General features: G+C 74.4%; 14 protein-coding genes and 4 pseudogenes. 4 read left to right on the top strand and 14 right to left on the bottom strand.

Annotation, left to right across the window (positions count from 1 at the left end; translation table 11 throughout):
- Positions 1-473 precede the first annotated feature (473 nt).
- The 3 genes and pseudogenes from MF408_RS03145 to MF408_RS03135 form a co-directional block, all read right to left on the bottom strand.
- Positions 474-1,640, bottom strand: a complete 1,167-nt coding sequence (locus tag MF408_RS03145) for a hypothetical protein (protein WP_240250229.1) — start codon at positions 1,638-1,640, stop codon at positions 474-476.
- 52 nt (positions 1,641-1,692) lie between these two features.
- The gene (locus MF408_RS03140; RefSeq protein WP_240250228.1) at positions 1,693-2,658 is read right to left on the bottom strand and encodes a PLP-dependent aminotransferase family protein; all 966 of its coding nucleotides are present in this window, start codon (positions 2,656-2,658) and stop codon (positions 1,693-1,695) included.
- Between the two features lie 202 nt (positions 2,659-2,860).
- Positions 2,861-3,109 (bottom strand): annotated as a pseudogene (locus MF408_RS03135) (GntR family transcriptional regulator); the annotation flags it as partial.
- On the opposite strand from MF408_RS03135, the gene MF408_RS03130 reads away from it, so the two are divergent.
- Complete coding sequence (locus tag MF408_RS03130; RefSeq protein WP_240250227.1) at positions 3,108-3,914, top strand: pyridoxamine 5'-phosphate oxidase family protein; 807 nt, start codon at positions 3,108-3,110, stop codon at positions 3,912-3,914. The pseudogene MF408_RS03135 and the gene MF408_RS03130 overlap by 2 nt on opposite strands.
- Here MF408_RS03130 and MF408_RS03125 read toward each other — a convergent pair.
- The 4 genes and pseudogenes from MF408_RS03125 to deoC all read right to left on the bottom strand — a co-directional run bounded on the left by MF408_RS03125 (position 3,799) and on the right by deoC (position 7,035).
- Complete coding sequence (locus MF408_RS03125; protein WP_240250226.1) at positions 3,799-4,668, bottom strand: aldehyde dehydrogenase family protein; 870 nt, start codon at positions 4,666-4,668, stop codon at positions 3,799-3,801. The two genes, MF408_RS03130 and MF408_RS03125, sit on opposite strands and share 116 nt — an antisense overlap.
- A pseudogene (locus MF408_RS03120) lies at positions 4,668-5,711 on the bottom strand (aldehyde dehydrogenase family protein); the annotation flags it as partial. The pseudogene MF408_RS03120 and the gene MF408_RS03125, both read right to left, overlap by 1 nt.
- 121 nt (positions 5,712-5,832) lie before the next feature.
- Positions 5,833-6,102, bottom strand: a pseudogene (locus MF408_RS24830) (aldehyde dehydrogenase family protein); the annotation flags it as partial.
- A gap of 3 nt (positions 6,103-6,105) precedes the next feature.
- Entirely contained in the window at positions 6,106-7,035 is a 930-nt protein-coding gene (gene deoC / locus MF408_RS03115; RefSeq protein ID WP_345893906.1) for a deoxyribose-phosphate aldolase, read from the bottom strand.
- Positions 7,036-7,149: 114 nt separating this feature from the next.
- Here deoC and MF408_RS03110 point away from each other — a divergent pair, with 114 nt between their 5' ends.
- Complete coding sequence (locus tag MF408_RS03110) at positions 7,150-7,731, top strand: hypothetical protein (RefSeq protein WP_240250224.1); 582 nt, start codon at positions 7,150-7,152, stop codon at positions 7,729-7,731.
- 14 nt (positions 7,732-7,745) lie between these two features.
- On the opposite strand, the pseudogene MF408_RS03105 reads toward MF408_RS03110, so the two are convergent.
- The 6 genes and pseudogenes from MF408_RS03105 to MF408_RS03080 form a co-directional block, all read right to left on the bottom strand.
- A pseudogene (locus MF408_RS03105) lies at positions 7,746-9,424 on the bottom strand (phospho-sugar mutase).
- A 67-nt stretch (positions 9,425-9,491) separates the two neighbouring features.
- The gene (locus MF408_RS03100; RefSeq protein WP_240250223.1) at positions 9,492-9,845 is read right to left on the bottom strand and encodes a spore germination protein GerW family protein; all 354 of its coding nucleotides are present in this window, start codon (positions 9,843-9,845) and stop codon (positions 9,492-9,494) included.
- A gap of 53 nt (positions 9,846-9,898) precedes the next feature.
- The gene (locus tag MF408_RS03095) at positions 9,899-11,368 is read right to left on the bottom strand and encodes an alpha/beta hydrolase (protein ID WP_240250222.1); all 1,470 of its coding nucleotides are present in this window, start codon (positions 11,366-11,368) and stop codon (positions 9,899-9,901) included.
- A gap of 305 nt (positions 11,369-11,673) precedes the next feature.
- Entirely contained in the window at positions 11,674-12,636 is a 963-nt protein-coding gene (locus MF408_RS03090) for an aldo/keto reductase (RefSeq protein ID WP_240250221.1), read from the bottom strand.
- A gap of 73 nt (positions 12,637-12,709) precedes the next feature.
- Complete coding sequence (locus tag MF408_RS03085; RefSeq protein ID WP_240250220.1) at positions 12,710-13,111, bottom strand: MerR family transcriptional regulator; 402 nt, start codon at positions 13,109-13,111, stop codon at positions 12,710-12,712.
- 66 nt (positions 13,112-13,177) lie between these two features.
- On the bottom strand, positions 13,178-13,825 hold the full coding sequence (locus MF408_RS03080; protein WP_240250218.1) for a class I SAM-dependent methyltransferase: 648 nt from the start codon (positions 13,823-13,825) through the stop codon (positions 13,178-13,180).
- A 108-nt stretch (positions 13,826-13,933) separates the two neighbouring features.
- Between MF408_RS03080 and MF408_RS03075 the strand changes: the two genes are divergently transcribed.
- A complete protein-coding gene (locus MF408_RS03075; protein WP_240250217.1) occupies positions 13,934-14,692 on the top strand; it encodes a hypothetical protein in 759 nt (252 codons plus the stop codon).
- A 534-nt stretch (positions 14,693-15,226) separates the two neighbouring features.
- Positions 15,227-15,745, top strand: coding sequence for a helix-turn-helix transcriptional regulator (locus MF408_RS24825; protein ID WP_345893834.1), 519 nt, complete (start codon positions 15,227-15,229; stop codon positions 15,743-15,745).
- Between the two features lie 5 nt (positions 15,746-15,750).
- On the opposite strand, the gene MF408_RS03065 is transcribed toward MF408_RS24825, so the two are convergent.
- Positions 15,751-16,686, bottom strand: coding sequence for a YafY family protein (locus MF408_RS03065; protein WP_240250215.1), 936 nt, complete (start codon positions 16,684-16,686; stop codon positions 15,751-15,753).
- Positions 16,687-16,768: the final 82 nt, after the last annotated feature.

Raw genomic sequence — 16,768 nt, 5'->3', positions numbered from 1 at the left:
CGCCAAACTTGTCGTCCACAGACCCGGGTGGGCTGATTCCCTGTCCCCACGCGGGTTCTGGGCATGGGGGTGCCGGTGCGGGCTGGCTTCGACGCGCCTCGAGGGCCTCTGTGGTGGATCCCTGTCACCTGGTGACTGCCATCAACCGCACAAACCTGGCCCCTGCGCTTCCGCCCAGCGCCAGCTGCTGGACGTCATACGCCGCGAGGGCGATCGCCCACGATCCGTATGACGTCCCCGGGTGGCGCGACGAGCGCCCACGCTGCTCGCTCTTCCTCAGTCGCCCGCGCACGTCCCCGGGCCTGACGGTTGCCGAGCTACTCCTCGCTCGGCTCGTCGGCGCGGCCGGTCGGGTCGCAGCCGCGGACGTCATACGTGCAGAGGGCGATCGCCACGATCCGCATGACGTCCCGGGCGGCGCGGCACGGGCGACCCGGCGAGCGCCACGCTGCCCGTTCCTCCTCAGCCCGCGCCTAGACCACGAACCAGAGGTGGGACCAGCCGGCGACGCCGACCTGGTGGTGGGTCCACCGGTCGCGCGGGATCGTGAGCAGGCGGCCGTGGGCGGGGTCGAGGAGGCGGACCGCGGAGCCGGTCGCTCCGTCGTCGGTCGCGGCGAAGGCGAGCACGACGTGGCGGGGGAGCCAGCGGTTGCCGACGTAGACGCCGACCGGGCGGGTGCGGAGCTGCTCGACCAGCACGTCGTAGCCGGCCTCGGGGCGGGAACGGGCGTGGACGGTGGCGATCCGCCGGCCGGTCAGCCAGGTGAGCGCGTTGGCGACCGCCCACGGCGGGGTGCCGAGGCGGCGCGGCCAGGGCAGCTGGAACCGCTCGCGGAAGCTGTGGGTCGAGGTCAGGCGGCGGTGGGTGCCGGTGATCTCGCGGCCCAGGTCGTCGGGCCGGTAGGACGGGTCGAGCAGCATCCGCGCGGCGACGACCGTGGCCGCGCCGCAGGTGAACCCGTCGGGCTGCTCGAGCGCCGCGGGCCGGACGTCAGCGGGCCAGTCCATCGGCGTCGGTGCGCTCACCGTTGCGTTCGTGCGCCGCGACGATCTCGGCGTACGCCCGGTCGCCGGTCGCGACCCGGCAGCCGACCTCCGTCGCGCGCCGCACGACCTGCGCTGCGCGCGGGCGAGGGCCAGGCCGCGGCGCACCAGCACCGGCGGCGGCTTGCGGTGCTCCCGCAGGTCGCGGGTGAGCCGTCGCCAGAACGTGAGGAGCGGGTGCTGGGTGATGCAGTACGCCGCCTCCAGGACGCCCGCGGCCCGGCAGCCCGCCACGACCTCGGGCGCGAAGATGCCCTCGGCGCAGAACACCGGCGCACCGGCGAGGTCGAGCCGCTGGGAGCCGGTGCGACGGCTCTCGGCGATCGAGTAGTCGGGCACGTCGGTCGCGCCGGCACGACACAGGGCGAGCAGCGCCGCGACCGCGTCGTCGCGGTGCCAGGTCGCCGGGTGGTCCCAGTCGACGAGGCCGGCGTTGGCGCCGGAGCCGATCAGCGGGAGACCGGGCTCGTCGCCGTCGCGGTAGAAGTCGTCGAGCCGCAGCGTCGGCCACCCGAACCGCTGCTCGAGCCGCTCCGCGAGCCGCGACTTCCCAGCCCCGGACGGGCCGGCGAGGACGATCACGCGGGCGGGCACCGAACCAGCCTAGACGGCGGGACGGGGCACGACGGTCACGGGCGCCGCTCCGTCACCCCTCCAGCCCGCGCACCAGCGCGGCCAGCGCCGCGTCGAGCTGCTCGTCGGTGCAGCCGCCGAAGCCGACGACGAGACCGTGCCGCACGTGGCTGCGGCAGTAGTCGGCCAGGCCGGGCACGTCGTACCCCGCCCGCCGGGCCGCCTCCTGCGCCCGCCGGGTCGCGTCGGCGGAGAGCTCGACGGTGGCGTACATGCCGGCGACCGGGCCGTGGGTGCGTCCGTGCGTCGCCAGCGCGGCGGTGACGCGGGCGGCACGCTCGGCGTAGACCCGCCGGGCGGCGCGCACCACCTTGTCGACGTAGCCGTCGCGGAGCAGCGCGAGGAAGGCCCGCTGCACCGGCCAGGCGGCGCTGTCGTGGGTGACGCGACGGATCCGGTCGACCTCGCCGACCAGGGCCGGCGGGGCGACCAGCCACCCGAGCCGCATGCTCGGGGCGACGGTCTTGCTGGCGGTGCCGAGGTAGGCCACCCGGTCGCGGTCGAGCGACTCCAGGGCCGGGACGGGCGCGACGTCGTAGCGGAACTCGGAGTCGTAGTCGTCCTCGACGAGCAGCGCGCCGGTGCTCCGGCTCGCGGCGAGCACGGCGAGCCGGTCGGCCCCGGACATGGTCGGGCCGAACGGGTGCTGGTGGGCCGGGGTCAGGTACGCCGCGGCGCAGCGGGCGAGCACGTCGGCGGACGGCGGCGGGCCGGGCGCCGGCACGTCGACGACGCCGCGGCCGCCGAGCACGACGGTGGCGGCGGCCGCCCGGTAGCCGGGGTCGTCGACGGCGACCGGCCCCGGGGGCAATGCGGGCAGCAGGTGCCGCAGGCCGGCGGTCGTCCCCGCCGTGATCCGCACCTCGTCGGGGTCGCAGTCGACGCCGCGGAGCCGGGCGAGCCGCTCGGCGACGAGCGCCCGCAGCTCGGGGAGGCCTCGCGGGTCGTCGTACCCCGCCGGCGGACGGCTGCTCGCCACCTCCCCGCCAGGCGCGGCGCCAGGTCGCCGTGTGCCGCGGGTCGATCCAGGGCGTCCCCGCGTCGAGCCGGAGGAGGGGCCGCTCCGCGGCGGCCGTCGTACGGCGGCGCCGGGCGGTGGGCGGCAACGGCGCGGCGGCCGACACGAACGTCCCCGACCCGCGTCGCCCCTCCAGCCAGCCCTCGGCCACGAGCTGGGCGTAGGCCTGCTCGGTCACGGCCCGGGCGACCCCGAGCTCATGGGCGAGCGCGCGGCTGCTCGGCAGCCGGGCGCCTGGGGAGAGCCGGCCGTCGGTCACCTGCCGGCGCACCTCGTCCGCGAGCTGGGCGCCGAGCGGGCGGCGGTCGGCGCGGTCGAGGACGACGGCGAGCGCAGCGGTCAAGGTGTCCTGCCTGAATCGATCGGGATTGGCCCATGAGTCTAGGCCACTTCGACGCCAGGCTGGTCCCATGACGACACTGCCGCTCTCGCCGACCGCCCGCACCACCGTCACCCGCGGCCGCAACCGGGCGGTCGCCGACCGCGCAGCGCTGCACGAGCTCCTCGCGGACGCGCTGGTCGCCCACCTCGGGGTCGTCGTGGGCGAGGGCGCGGAGGCGCACCCGCTCGTGCTGCCCACCGCGTTCGGCGTCGACCCCGCGGGGCCGGACGACGGCGGCAGCCTCTACGTGCACGGATCGGTCGCCGCCGGCTGGCTGCGCCACGCCGGTGGCGCGACGGTCTGCGTGACGGTGACCGAGCTCGACGGCCTGGTCGCCGGCCGGTCGGCGTTCCACCACTCGATGAACTACCGCTCGGCGGTCGTGATCGGCACCGCCCGGCTCGTCGACGACCCCGACGAGCGCGGCCGCGCGCTCGACCTCATCGTCGACCACATGATCCCCGGTCGCTCCGCCACCTTGCGGGCGAGCACCCGCAAGGAGCTCGCCGCCACCGCGGTGCTCGCGGTGCCGCTCGCCGAGGCGTCGATGAAGGCCCGCGCCGGCGGCCCGGGCGACGAGCCGGAGGACGTCGCCGCCGGCGGCTGGGGCGGCCACATCCCGCTGTCCCGCGTCGCCGGCGACCCGGTGCCCGACGCCGACGCGGTGGGCGCCGTGCCTCCGGACGTGGCGCGGCGGTCCCGCCGCGCTGCGGTGAGGCTCAGATGCCGACCGGGTGCCAGACGGTCTTGGTCTCGAGGAAGTCGGTCATCGTCGACAGCGGCGGCGCGGCGGTGTAGTCGGGCTCGGCGTCGGGGGCGCGGCGGACCCGCTTGAGGTTGTCGGCCGCGGCGACCTCGAGCGCGGTGGTCAGCTCCTCCTGGCCGGCGGCGCCGGCGAGGTCGATCGCGTTGACGTCCATGTGGGCGGCCAGCCAGGGGCCGAGGGTGGTGGCGTCGCCGGTGAGCAGGTTGACCACGCCGCCGGGCACGTCGGAGGTGGCTAGCACCTCGGCGAAGGTCACCGCCGGCAGCGGGCGGTCGTAGGACGACACGACGACCGCGGTGTTGCCGGTGACGACCACCGGAGCGACTACGGACACCAGACCGAGCAGCGAGGACGCCTGCGGTGCGAGCACGCCGACGACGCCGGTCGGCTCGGGCGCGGTGTGGTTGAAGAACGGGCCGGCGACCGGGTTGGCGTTGCCGACGACCTGGGCCAGCTTGTCGGCCCAGCCGGCGTACCAGACGAGCCGGTCGATGGCCTCGTCGACCTGGCGCGACGCCGCGGACGACGAGGCGCCCTCCGACTGCTGCACCGCCTGCACGAACTGGGGCCGCCGGTCCTCCATCACCTCGGCGACCCGGTAGACCACCTGCCCGCGGTTGTACGCCGTCCGGCCTGACCAGCCGGGGAACGCCTTGCGCGCCGCGACGACCGCGTCACGCACGTCCTTGCGTGACGCCAGCGCGGCGTTGGCCACGAACCGCCCCTTGCTGTCGGCGACCTCGTAGGAGTGGCCGGACTCCGACCGCGGGAACGCGCCGCCGATGTAGAGCTTGTAGGTCTTGCGGACCTCGACCCGCGCCATCACTCGGCTCCCTTCAGGTACGAGACGAGGCCCTGCCGGCCGCCCTCGCGGCCGTAGCCGGACTCCTTGTAGCCGCCGAACGGGCTGGCCGGGTCGAACTTGTTGAACGTGTTGGCCCACACCACGCCAGCCCGGAGCCGGTCGGCCATGTGCAGGATCCGCGACCCCTTCTCGGTCCAGACGCCGGCGGAGAGGCCGTAGGGGGTGTTGTTGGCCTTCTCGACCGCCTCGGCCGGGGTGCGGAAGGTCAGCACCGACAGCACCGGACCGAAGATCTCCTCGCGCGCGATCCGGTGGGCCTGGGAGACGCCGGTGAAGACGGTCGGCGGGAACCAGTAGCCGGAGGAGGGCAGCTCGCACGGGGGAGACCAGCGCTCGGCGCCCTCCTGGTCGCCGATCTCGGTGAGCGCGCGGATCCGGGCCAGCTGCTCGGCGGAGTTGATGGCGCCGATGTCGGTGTTCTTGTCGAGCGGGTCGCCGACGCGCAGCGTCGCCATCCGCCGCTTGAGCCGCGCGAGCACCTCGTCGGCCACCGACTCCTGCAGCAGCAGCCGGGAGCCGGCGCAGCAGACGTGGCCCTGGTTGAAGAAGATGCCGCTGACGATGCCCTCGACCGCCTGGTCGATCGGCGCGTCCTCGAACACGATGTTGGCGGCCTTGCCGCCGAGCTCGAGCGTGACCTTCTTGCGGGTCCCGGCGATCGCGCGGGCGATCGCCTTGCCGACCTCGGTGGAGCCGGTGAACGCGACCTTGTCGACGTCGGGGTGGGAGACCACGGCCTCCCCGGTCGCGCCGGCGCCGGTGACGATGTTGACCACGCCCGGCGGCAGGTCGGCCTGCTGGCAGATCTCGGCGAACAGCAGCGCGGTCAGGGGGTGGTCTCGGCGGGCTTGAGCACGACGGTGTTGCCGCACGCGAGGGCGGGGGGCGACCTTCCACGCCAGCATGAGCAGCGGGAAGTTCCAGGGGATGACCTGTCCGGCGACGCCGTGGGGCTGCGGGTCGGGCCCGAGGCCGGCGTGCTCGAGCTTGTCGGCCCACCCGGCGTAGTAGAAGAAGTTGGCGGCGACCTGGGGGGACGTCGACGTCGCGGCTCTCCTTGATCGGCTTGCCGTTGTCGATCGACTCCAGCACCGCGAGCTCGCGGCTGCGTTCCTGGATGATCCGCGCGATCCGGAACAGGTACTTCGCCCGCTCGCGGCCCGGCATCCGCGACCAGGTGCGGAACGCCTTGCGGGCCGCCCGGACCGCCCGGTCGACGTCCTTCTCGTCGGCCTCGGCCACCTCGGCGAGGGTCTCCTCGCTGGCGGGGTTGACGGTCTTGAACGACGCCCCGTGGCCGTCGACGAACTCGCCGTCGATGAACAGCCCGTAGGACGCCTTGATGTCGACGATGCCGCGCGACTCCGGCGCGGGTGCGTACTCGAATGCCATGACCTAGTCCAGGGTGAAGTAGTCGGGCCCGCTGTAGCGGCCGGTGGCGAGCTTGGTGCGCTGCATCAGCAGGTCGTTGAGGAGCGTGGACGCGCCGAACCGGAACCACTCCGGCGTGAGCCAGTCGTCCCCGGCGACCTCGTTGACCATCACGAGGTACTTGATCGCGTCCTTGGCGGTGCGGATGCCGCCGGCCGGCTTGACGCCGACCTGGACGCCGGTGGCCTCGCGGAAGTCGCGCACCGCCTCCAGCATCACCAGCGTGACCGGCAGCGTGGCGGCCGGCTGCACCTTGCCGGTCGAGGTCTTGATGAAGTCGCCGCCGGCGAGCATCGCCAGCCACGACGCGCGGCGGACGTTGTCGTAGGTCTGCAGCTCGCCGGTCTCGAAGATCACCTTGAGGTGGGCGTGGCTGCCGTCGGGGCGGCGGCAGGCCTCCTTGACGGCGACGATCTCCTCGAAGACCTGCAGGTAGCGGCCGGCGAGGAACGCCCCGCGGTCGATCACCATGTCGATCTCGTCGGCGCCGGCGGCCACCGCGTCGCGGGTGTCGGCGAGCTTGACCTCCAGCGACGCCCGGCCGCTGGGGAACGCCGTGGCGACCGCGGCGACGTTGACCTGGTCGCCGACGACCTCCTTGGCGGTGGCGACGAGGTCGCCGTAGACGCAGACCGCGGCGACCTTCGGGCAGCCGGGATCGGCCGGATCGGGGCGCAGCGCCTTGGTGGCGAGCGCCTTCACCTTGCCGGGGGTGTCCTGGCCCTCGAGCGTGGTGAGGTCGACCATGCTGATCGCGAGGTCGAGGGCGTAGGCCTTGGCGGTGGTCTTGATCGACCGGGTGCCGAGCGCTGCCGCACGCGCCTCGGCACCCACCTGGTCGACGCCGGGGAGGCCGTGGAGGAAGCGTCGCAGCGACGCCTCGCCGGCCGTCACCTCGGCGTAGGCCGCGAGACCCTGAGCGGGGTCCGTGCGTGCAGTGGCTGTCACCTCACCAGCATAGGGTTGAGGGGTCGCCCACCGACAAACATCGAGGAGCCGAGGAGCAGCGTGGCCGAGCAGCGCACCGAGCGGTTCAGCTCGACCGGCAGCCAGGTGCTCGGGTGGATCGGGCTGGCCGCCGTCGCGGTGGCCGTCGTCCTCGGGATCGTCGACCGCGACCTCGGCTACGCCGCGTGGGCGTGGCCGCTGTGCGGCCTGGTCGCCGTGGTGCTCTGGGTCGCGCTGGTGCGGCCCTCGGTCACCGTCGAGCGGGAGCGGCTGGTGCTGCGCAACATGCTCGAGACCGTGACCATCCCGATGGCCGCGATCGAGCAGGTCGGCGTGGGCCAGATGATCGCGGTCCGGGTCGGCGACAAGCGCTACACCGGCACCGGCATCAGCCGCAGCAGGCGCCAGTCGCGCAAGGATTCCGGCCGCGGCGAGGACGACCTCGCCAACCTCTCCCCGGGCGGCCTGCTGGAGAGCCGGATCGGCCGGCTCGCCGAGGACGCCCGCGCCGTCCGCGGCGTACGCCTGATGTCCGACGAGCAGGCCGCGCTGGCCGCGGAGGTACGCCGCGAGCCGGCGCGCGTGGAGATCGCGCTGCTCGCGGTGCTCGCGGTGGCGTTCGTCGTGGCGCTGGTGCTCTGACCGGGGCCCGAGCGCTACCCGCTGAGCCCGGCCGCCGCGGCGATGTCGGCGCCGATCGCGGCCAGCCGCTCGTCCGCGACGGTGCGTGCCGCAGCGACGTCGCCGCCGTCGACCGGCACCACGACCTCGAGGTAGCACTTCACCTTCGGCTCGGTGCCGCTGGGGCGGACGATGACGCGGGCCCCCCTCGGCGAGGCGGTAGCGCAGGCCGTCGGTCGGCGGCAGGTCGCCGACGCCCTCGCTGAGGTCCTCCGCGGACTCCACGGCCAGGCCGCCCAGGGTCGTGGGCGGCGCCTCGCGGAGGCGGGTCGTCGCGCGGCCGATCTCGGCGAGGTCGGTGACCCGCACCGAGACCTGATCGGTGGCGTGCAGGCCGTGCTCGACGGCGATGTCGTCGAGGAGGTCCGGCAGCGACCGGCCGTCGGCCTTCGCCTCCGCCGCCAGCTCGCAGAGCATGAGCAGCGCGGAGACGCCGTCCTTGTCGGCGACGTGCTCGGGGTCGACGCAGTAGCCGAGCGCCTCCTCGTAGCCGAACGCCAGCCCGGGGAGCCGGCCGATCCACTTGAAGCCGGTGAGCGTCTCGACGTGGTCCTGGCCGGCAGCGGCGGCGAGCTTGCCGAGCAGCGAGGAGGACACGATGGACGTCGCGTAGGTGCCCTGCTTGCCGCGGCGCAGCAGGTGCGAGGCGAGCAGCGCGCCGACCTCGTCGCCGCGCAGCATCCGCCAGCCGTCCGGGCCGGGGACCGCGGCCGCGCACCGGTCGGCGTCGGGGTCGTTGGCGACCACGAGGTCGGCGCCGCTGCTGCGGGCGAGGTCGATCGCCAGGTCCATCGCCCCCGGCTCCTCCGGGTTGGGGAAGGCGACGGTCGGGAAGTCCGCGTCCGGCTGCTCCTGCGCCTCGACGACGCGGGGGCGGCGAAGCCCGCGGTCTCCAGCACCTGCACGACCGAGGAACCACCCACCCCGTGCAACGGGGTGTAGACGACGTCGAGGTCGCGCGGCCCGTCGGCGGCGAGCGCCGCGACGGTGTCGAGGTAGGAGTCGACGACGTCCTCGCCGAGCACGCGGCCGCCGGCCGCGCCGAGCGGCGTGCGCGGCACCGACGCGAGCGAGCCGACCGCCGCGATCCGGGCGGCGATCTCGGTGTCCGCGGGCGGGACGATCTGCGTGCCGTCGCCGAGGTAGACCTTGTAGCCGTTGTCCTGCGGGGGTTGTGGCTGGCGGTGACCATGACGCCGGCCACGCACCCGAGCTCCCGGATCCCGTAGGCGAGCACCGGGGTCGGCAGCGGCCGGGGGAGCAGCAGCGGCACGAGCCCTGCGCCGGCCATCACCTCGGCGGTGTCGCGGGCGAAGACGTCGGAGTTGTGGCGGGCGTCGTAGCCGATGACGACCGAGCTGCCGGGCGCGGCGCCCTCGTCGAGGAGGTACGACGCCAGGCCGGCCGCCGCGCGGATCACCACGACGCGGTTCATCCGGTTGGGCCCGGCGCCGAGCGCGCCCCGCAACCCGGCGGTGCCGAACTGCAGCGTCCCGCGGAACCGGTCGGCGAGCTCGGCGACGTCGTCCGGCGCCTGCCGGGCGGCCACCCGGTCGACCAGGTCCTCCAGCTCGCCGCGGGTCTGCTCGTCGGGATCCTGCGCCGCCCAGCTGCGGGCGCGGGTGAGCAGGACGTCGACGTCGGGCGTGGTCATGGACGGCACGGTAGCGCCGGACCGCCGTCCCGGTGGCCTCCCGGGTGGCCTCAGGCGTCGATCGTGCTCATGTCGCCGTAGCGCTCGCCGGCCACCGCGCCCCGGTCTGCCGAGCCTTCGTCGGTCGCGGCCGGCGAAGGAGCCAGACGATGACGATCAGGCCGACCATGGTGATGATCCGGTTCGGATCGACAGCCGGTCGCCAGGTCAGGCTCCCGTCCTCGATGACATATGCCCCGACCGGTCTGGCGTTGGCCCCGAAGCCGGCGCCCCCGCCCTGCTGTCCGTTCGGGTCGGTCCCCGAGCCGCCGCCTGCGCCGCCGGACACGGCGGCGGCTGCGATGACGGTGAGGCCGTCCTTCTCGTAGAGTCTCGCGAACACCCGTTCGACGGTGATCGCGTCGCTCGCCGCGCCGAGCACCTCTGTGATCCTCATCTCCACTCCTTCTCCTGCGTGGTTCTCCGGTCTGCGCCTCATGGTGAGGTGAGCCGGTCGGGCAGGACGTCGTTCACCATCACGTCGTGGAACTCGTCGGGCTGCTCGAAGATCGGTCGATGACCGGAGGTGTCGAGCACGATCAGCTCCTTGTGCGGTGCCTGGAGCATCCCGAACCACTCCTCGGCCAGCTCGGAGCGGCCGCGGGCCTCGTGCCTGCCCTGCACGAGGTAGACCGGGACGTCGAGCTCGACGGCGTCGACCCGGAAGTCGATGTCCTGCAGCTGCGGGTACAGCGTGGCGAAGACGTCGAGGAATGCTCCGAGGGCGTGCACCTGCTCCAGCAGCGTGTACTCCTCGACGAACAGGTTCTCGGAGAACCCGCCCTGGCCCTCGGCGTTCGCACTGTGGTCGTAGCTGTAGACCTGGTGCTCGTGGGACAGGGCGATCTCGTAGTCCGCCACGTCGTCGTAGGGCGGTGGCCCGATCTCGGTGAGCTGATCGACGAGGTCCTGGTCGCCCTCGCGCTGCGCCCACGCGAGGGTGTCCTGATAGAAGATTCGGTCGGTCTCGCGCTGGCTGACCATCTGGCCGACACCGACGAACGCCTCGAACAGGGCGGGGTCGGCTTGGACTGCGAGCACGCCGAGGGTGGCGCCCCAGGACTGGCCTACGAGGTAGATCTGCTCCTGGTCGAACCTGTCGCGCAGGTGGTGGGCGACCTCGATGACGTCCGCTACCGCGCGATCCAAGGTGAGCGTGTCGGTGGGTTCCAGCTCGCCGTGGGAGCGGCCGGTGCCGCGCTGGTCGAAGGTGGCCACGACGAAGTCCTCCTCGAGGCCCTCGGCGTGACGGCGCATCGCGCCGAGCTCGCTCCCACCCGGTCCACCCGCGAGGAAGAGCAGCACCGGGTTGTCGACGTCGTGGCCGCGGATCATCAGCCCCAGGTCGTGCCCGTCGATCTCGACGCTCGTCAGTTCCGCGACGCTGTCGGGAAGCGGCTCGCCGTCGACCCCGAGGATCGGTTCGGTCTGTGCGGGTCGAGCCAACAGGGCTCCGAACGCCACGAGCGCGACAGCGAGGGTCGCCGTGATCGCCCGGCGCAGGTACAGCGCCGACCTCGACCATCCGTGCGACGTCGGAGTCGTCCGGGGCGCTCGGGCCGCGCCGGCGCCCATAACGGCGCCCAGAGCGATCGGCGCCAGTGTCATCAGTGCCAAGAAGCCCCGCCCAACAACGAACGCCAGCGCGCCGTACGTGCTGGTCAGGCGGATGCCGTCGACGGTGGGGCCGCTCGCGCCGGCGCGCACCAGCTCGAACGCCGCGGCGAACACCAGCGGAGCGATGAGCATCGCCCACCGCGTACGCGTGAGGTAGCCGGCGACCAGGCCGACGGCGACGCTCACCACCAGTGTCGTCAGCGCCCCACCGGTCGTCACCGGGCCCCGCGGGAGCGTGACGCCCACGGCGGCGCCGTAGGCCGCGGCCAGCAGGACGGCGATCACCACGCCGGCTCGACGGCTCGCGGAAGTTGCTGGACGCGCCAAGGCCGCGAGCCGGGTCCTCGACGTACCGCGCTGCCGGCTCCGCGACCGGGGGTCTACCTCGTCCTGCGGGTTCGATGTGGGTGTCCGCATCGGGAACACATCCCTTCAGCCCTGCGGTCGGTCGTGGCGACCACACGGTGCGACACCCACTCCGGCGTGGCCGTCCGACCGCTTCCACCCTCCACCGTCGCGGCCCTCGCGGTCAGTGGCGAAGGTCTCGCGGTTCCGGGACCTTCGGCCGGGGTCCCGACCCGGGCCGGGTGGCCTCAGGCGTCGATCGTGCTCATGTCGCGGTAGCGCTCGCCGGCCACCGCGCCCCGCGGCACCGCCGTCTCCAGCGCCGTGAGGTCGTCGGCGCCGAGGGTGACGTCGAGCGCGCCGACGTTCTCCTCGAGGTAGCGCACCCGCTTGGTGCCCGGGATCGGCACGACGGTGAGGTCGTCGCCGCCCTGCGCGAGCACCCAGGCCAGCGCCAGCTGACCCGGCGTGCAGCCCTTCTGCTCGGCGAGCTCGCGGACCCGGTCGACGAGCCGCAGGTTGGCGGCCAGGTTGTCGCCCTGGAAGCGCGGGAAGTAGCCCGTCGCGCGGCTGTCGCCGTCGGCCAGGGTCTCCGGGGAGATGCTGCCCGTGAGCAGGCCCCGCCCGAGCGGGGAGTAGGGCACGAGGCCGATGCCGAGCTCGCGCAGGGTCGGCAGCACCTCGTCCTCGACGTCCCGGGTGAAGAGCGAGTACTCCGTCTGCAGCGCGGTCACGGGGTGCACGGCGTGGGCGCGCCGGATCGTCCGGGCCGACGCCTCGGAGAGCCCGAGGTGGCGGACCTTGCCGGCCTCGACCAGCTCCTTCATCGCGCCGACGGTCTCCTCGATCGGCACGCCCGGGTCGACGCGGTGCTGGTAGTAGAGGTCGATGTGGTCGACGCCCAGCCGCTCGAGCGACGCGTCGCAGGCCCGCCGGACGTAGTCGGGGCGGCCGTTGACGCCGACCCAGCTGCCGTCGGGCCGCCGCTCGTTGCCGAACTTGGTCGCGAGCTGCACCTCGTCGCGGCGGTCGGCGATCGCCCGGCCGACCAGTCGCTCGTTGGTGAAGGGGCCGTACATGTCCGCGGTGTCGAGGAAGGTCACGCCGAGGTCGAGCGCGCGCCGGATGGTGGCGATGCCGTCGGCCTCGTCGGGGGTGCCGTAGAACTCCGACATGCCCATGCAGCCGAGGCCGAGCCGCGACACGGTCATGGGGGCGGTGGTTCCGAGAGTGGGGTTCGAGTCGGTCATGCCCACCAGAGAACCCCTTGGAGCGCGCTCCAGGTCAAGCAGGGACCTCCGCCGCACCGGCGAGCTGCTGCAACCGGTCCTCGTAGAGGCCGATCTTGTGGTCGATCGCGTCGAGGTGGGCGGTCACCTCGGCCAGCTGGCGGAGCACCAGCTCCCGGTGGGCATGCAGCATCCGCAGCCGCTCGGGCTCGGTGCCGTCGCCCGCGCGGACGAGCGCCGCGTAGCGCCGGATGTCGCGGATCGGCATGCCGGTGGCCCGGAGGCAGGTCACCAGCTCGATCCAGCGCAGGTCGGTCGACGCGTAGCGGCGGTGCCCGCTGCTCGCCCGCGGCACCGGCCGGAGGAGCAGGTCGTCGCGCTCGTAGTAGCGCAGGGTGTCGGTGGTGAGGCCGAGCCGCGCGGCGGCCTCGGCGATGGGCAGTCCCTCGACGGTCACCCCTGCAGTGTCACTCCTGGAGTGCGCTCCAGGTCAAGGGTCGGTCGAGGTCGGTCAGGGGCGGGCTCAGGAGACCCGGCGGGCGGCGCCCACCACGAGCGGGACGATCGTCGGCACCACCGTCGGCATCCGCAGGTGGGCCAGCTCGTCGAGCTCGAACGGTGAGTCGAGGAGCAGCCCGACGAAGTCGCGGTTGGCGTGGCAGCCGTCGGCCAGCCGCCGCTGGAGCGGCGTGGCCAGGTCCTGCAGCACGCCGCGGAACCCGCTCCCGCGCACGTGCTCGTGGAAGAGGAACCGGCCGCCGGGACGCAGCACCCGGTGCACCTCCGCGAGGGCCCGGGCCGGGTCGGCCAGGGAGCAGAAGACCAGCGAGGCGGTCACCGTGTCGAACGTCGCGTCCGGGAACGCGAGGGCGTGAGCGTCGCCGTCGGTGACGGTCGTCGAGCGGGCCGCCGCCTCGCCGGCCCGCCCCTCGAGGGCCGTGCGGAGCGCGGCGTTGGGCTCCAGCAGCGTCAGGTCGTCGACCAGGCCGGTGTAGAACGGCACCGAGAAGCCGGTGCCGGCCCCGATCTCGAGGGTCCGGCCCCGGGCCTGGGCGAGCTGGTCGCGCCGCACGTCCGCCTGGCCGGCGTCCTCCACGCGCTGCATCATCCGGGGGTACCACCGTGCGAAGACCCGCTGGCCGCGGGAGGTGCCGGTCGTCATCGTCGTCATGGGACGAGCATGCGCCCCTCCGCCGCCGACCGCATGGCCGGTTCGGGCCATCTGGGGATGGCCGGAACGTGAGATGCGTGGACCCGGCGGACCGGGTTCGCTGGTCCCATGACCAGCTCGACGACCAGCCCGCTGCGGCTGGACCCACGTGAGAACGGCCCGAGGAGAGCGGCCAACGGCGGCTTCGCCTGCGGGACCTTCGCGCAGCTCGTCGGCGGCACGGCGAAGGTGACCCTGCGCGCCCAGGTGCCGCTCGCCACCGACCTCGCCACAGCCGTCGGCGACGGCCGCGCCGAGGTGCGCGCCGGCGACCGGCGCGGCACGGTGCTGGCCACCGTCGAGGCGGTGGACCCGTTCGTGCTCGAGCCGCCGGTGCGGCCGTCGTACGCCGAGGCGGAGGTGGCGCGGGACCGGCACCCGCTCCGCGGTGTCCGGCACCCGCTGTCCGGCTGCGTCGTCTGCGGCCCCGGGCGCCACGACGGGCTGCGGGTGACGCCGGGCCCGCTCGCCACGGACGACGCGGTGCTCGCTGCTCCCTTCCACCCGGGGGAGGGCTGGGCCGCCGGGGGCGAGGTCCGGGCCGCAGCGGTGTGGGGGGCGCTCGACTGCCCCAGCTACCCGGCGGCGGCGCTGGCAGAGCGACGGTTCTGCCTGCTCGGCAACCTCGAGGCGCACCAGGTGCGGCCGGTCCTGCCCGGCGAGCGGCTGGTGGTGGTGGGCTGGACCGGCAGCGCCGGCACCCGCTCCACCCGCACGTTCTCTGCGATGATCGCTGACGACGGCTCCGTCGTCGCCTCGGCCCGGGCGGTGTGGGTGGCCGTGCGCCACCAGCGGCTCGTGCGGGTGATGGCGCGCCTGGTGTCCTGAGAGGGGTCCTGACGATGCTCGAGGCGACCGACCAGCTCGTGCGGCACGTCGACGTGCTCGGCCAGGACGTCGCCTACGCGGAGGTCGGCGAAGGGCCGCCGCTGGTGGTCGGCGGCTGGTGGTGCAGCCACCTCGGCCTCAACTGGGAGGACCCGGCGTTCCGGTCCTACCTCTCGCTCCTGGCCGAGCGGCACCGGGTGATCCGCTACGACGAACCGGGCCGGGGCGCCTCGTCGCCGGACGGCCGGCCACCGGAGGGCCTGGGGGAGGCGACCGACGTGCTCGCGGGGCTGGTGGAGGCGCTCGGCCTCGACCGGGTCGACGTCGTCGGCGCGTCGTCGGGCGCGGCCGTCGCAGCGGCGTTCGCGGCCCGCCACCCGCGCCGCGTGAGCCACCTCGTCCTCTACGGCGCCTTCGCCGTCGGCTCCGAGATCGCGCCGGCTGCGGCCCGCGACGCGATGCTCGACACCATCGGCGGCCACTGGGGGCTGGGCTCCCGGCTGCTGGCCGACGTGTTCGTGCCCGGGGCGTCGAGTGCCGAGCGTGAGGAGTTCGCCGCGTTCCAGCGCCGGTCCGCGACCCGCGACCAGGCCCGGGCGGCGCTCGCCGCGGCGTACCGGGTCGACGCCCGGGAGCAGCTGGCCGCCGTGCGGACGCCCACCACGGTCCTGCACCGCCGCGACGACCGCGCGGTGCCGTTCGCGCTCGGCGTCGACGTGGCCCGCCGGGTCCCGAGCGCCACGTTCGTCGCGCTCGAGGGGGAGGACCACTTCCCGTGGCGCGGCAACGCGCGCTCGGTGGCGGACGCGACCCCTGCGCGGGCTCGGCCACCTGGTACCGCGCACCCCGGCGGCCCCCGGCCGGGACGCGCTCACCGACCGGGAGCGGCAGGTGCTGCGGCTGGTCGCCGAGGGGCTGACCGACGCGGAGATCGGCCAGCGGCTCGTGATCAGCCCGCACACCGTCCACCGGCACGTCGCCAACGCGCGGGTCAAGCTCGGCGTGCGGTCCCGCGCGGCGGCCGCCGCTGCCGTGCTCGGCGACCAGCGGTAGCCGGCTCAGCCGACGCCGCTGGCGACCCGGCGGCCGAGCCGCGCCAGCAGCGCGGTCAGCTCGGCCGGCTCCTCGACCTCGAAGTCGCAGTCTGCGTGCGCCAGGACGAGGACCGGCCAGTCCAGGGTGTCGGTGTTCATCGTCATCGTGCACGCCTCCGGCCCGTCCGGCTCGACCGTGCCCCACCGGCCCATGATCCGCTCGATCTGCTCCGCGGGCGCCGCCAGCCGGACCCGCACCAGGTGGCGCTGCGGCCGCGACCGCAGCCCCGCCTGGACGTAGGCGACCGCGTCGCCCCCCGGGAGCGCCCGTGGGCGGAACCGCTGGCCGGTGAGCTCCGGGGTGCCGGCGACCCGGTCGACGCGGAAGGAGCGCCAGTCCTGCCGGTCGCGGTCGTAGGCGACGAGGTACCACCGGCTGCCGAGGGTGACCAGCCGGTGCGGCTCCACCCGCCGCCTGGTCGGCGTACCGTCCGCGGCGGTGTAGTCGAAGGTGACCGCCTCGTCGTCCCGGCAGGCCTGGGCGAGCGTGGTCAGCACCGCCGCGTCGAGCACCGGCCCGCCGCTCCACGGCAGGCCCTCGGTCTGGCTGGCGAGCGCGTCCATCCGGCGCCGGAGCCGGGGCGGCATCAGCGCGACCACCTTCGTCAGCGCCTGCACCGACGTCTCCTCCAGGCCCGCGACGCTGCCACCCGCCGCGGAGCGCAGCCCGACCGCGATCGCCACCGCCTCCTCGTCCTCGAGCAGCAGCGGCGGGAGCGCGCTGCCGGCCCGCAGCTGGTAGCCGCCGGCGGCCCCGCGCAGCGCGTCGACGTCGTACCCCAGCTCGCGGAGCCGGTCGACGTCGCGGCGCAGCGTGCGCGGGCTGACCTCGAGCCGGTCGGCCAGCTCGGCGCCGGGCCAGAACCGGTGCGTCTGGAGGAGGGACAACAGGCGGAGCATCCCGCGCGCTCGTGCTCATGTCGTCCAGATTAGTTCTGAATGCGGTCAAGAACTGACCGCTTTGGTTCCTAGCCTGGTGGGC

It is taken from the genome of Nocardioides sp. TF02-7 (assembly GCF_022437945.1).
GTDB lineage: Bacteria > Actinomycetota > Actinomycetes > Propionibacteriales > Nocardioidaceae > Nocardioides.
This window is presented reverse-complemented; position numbering and strand designations above follow the sequence as displayed.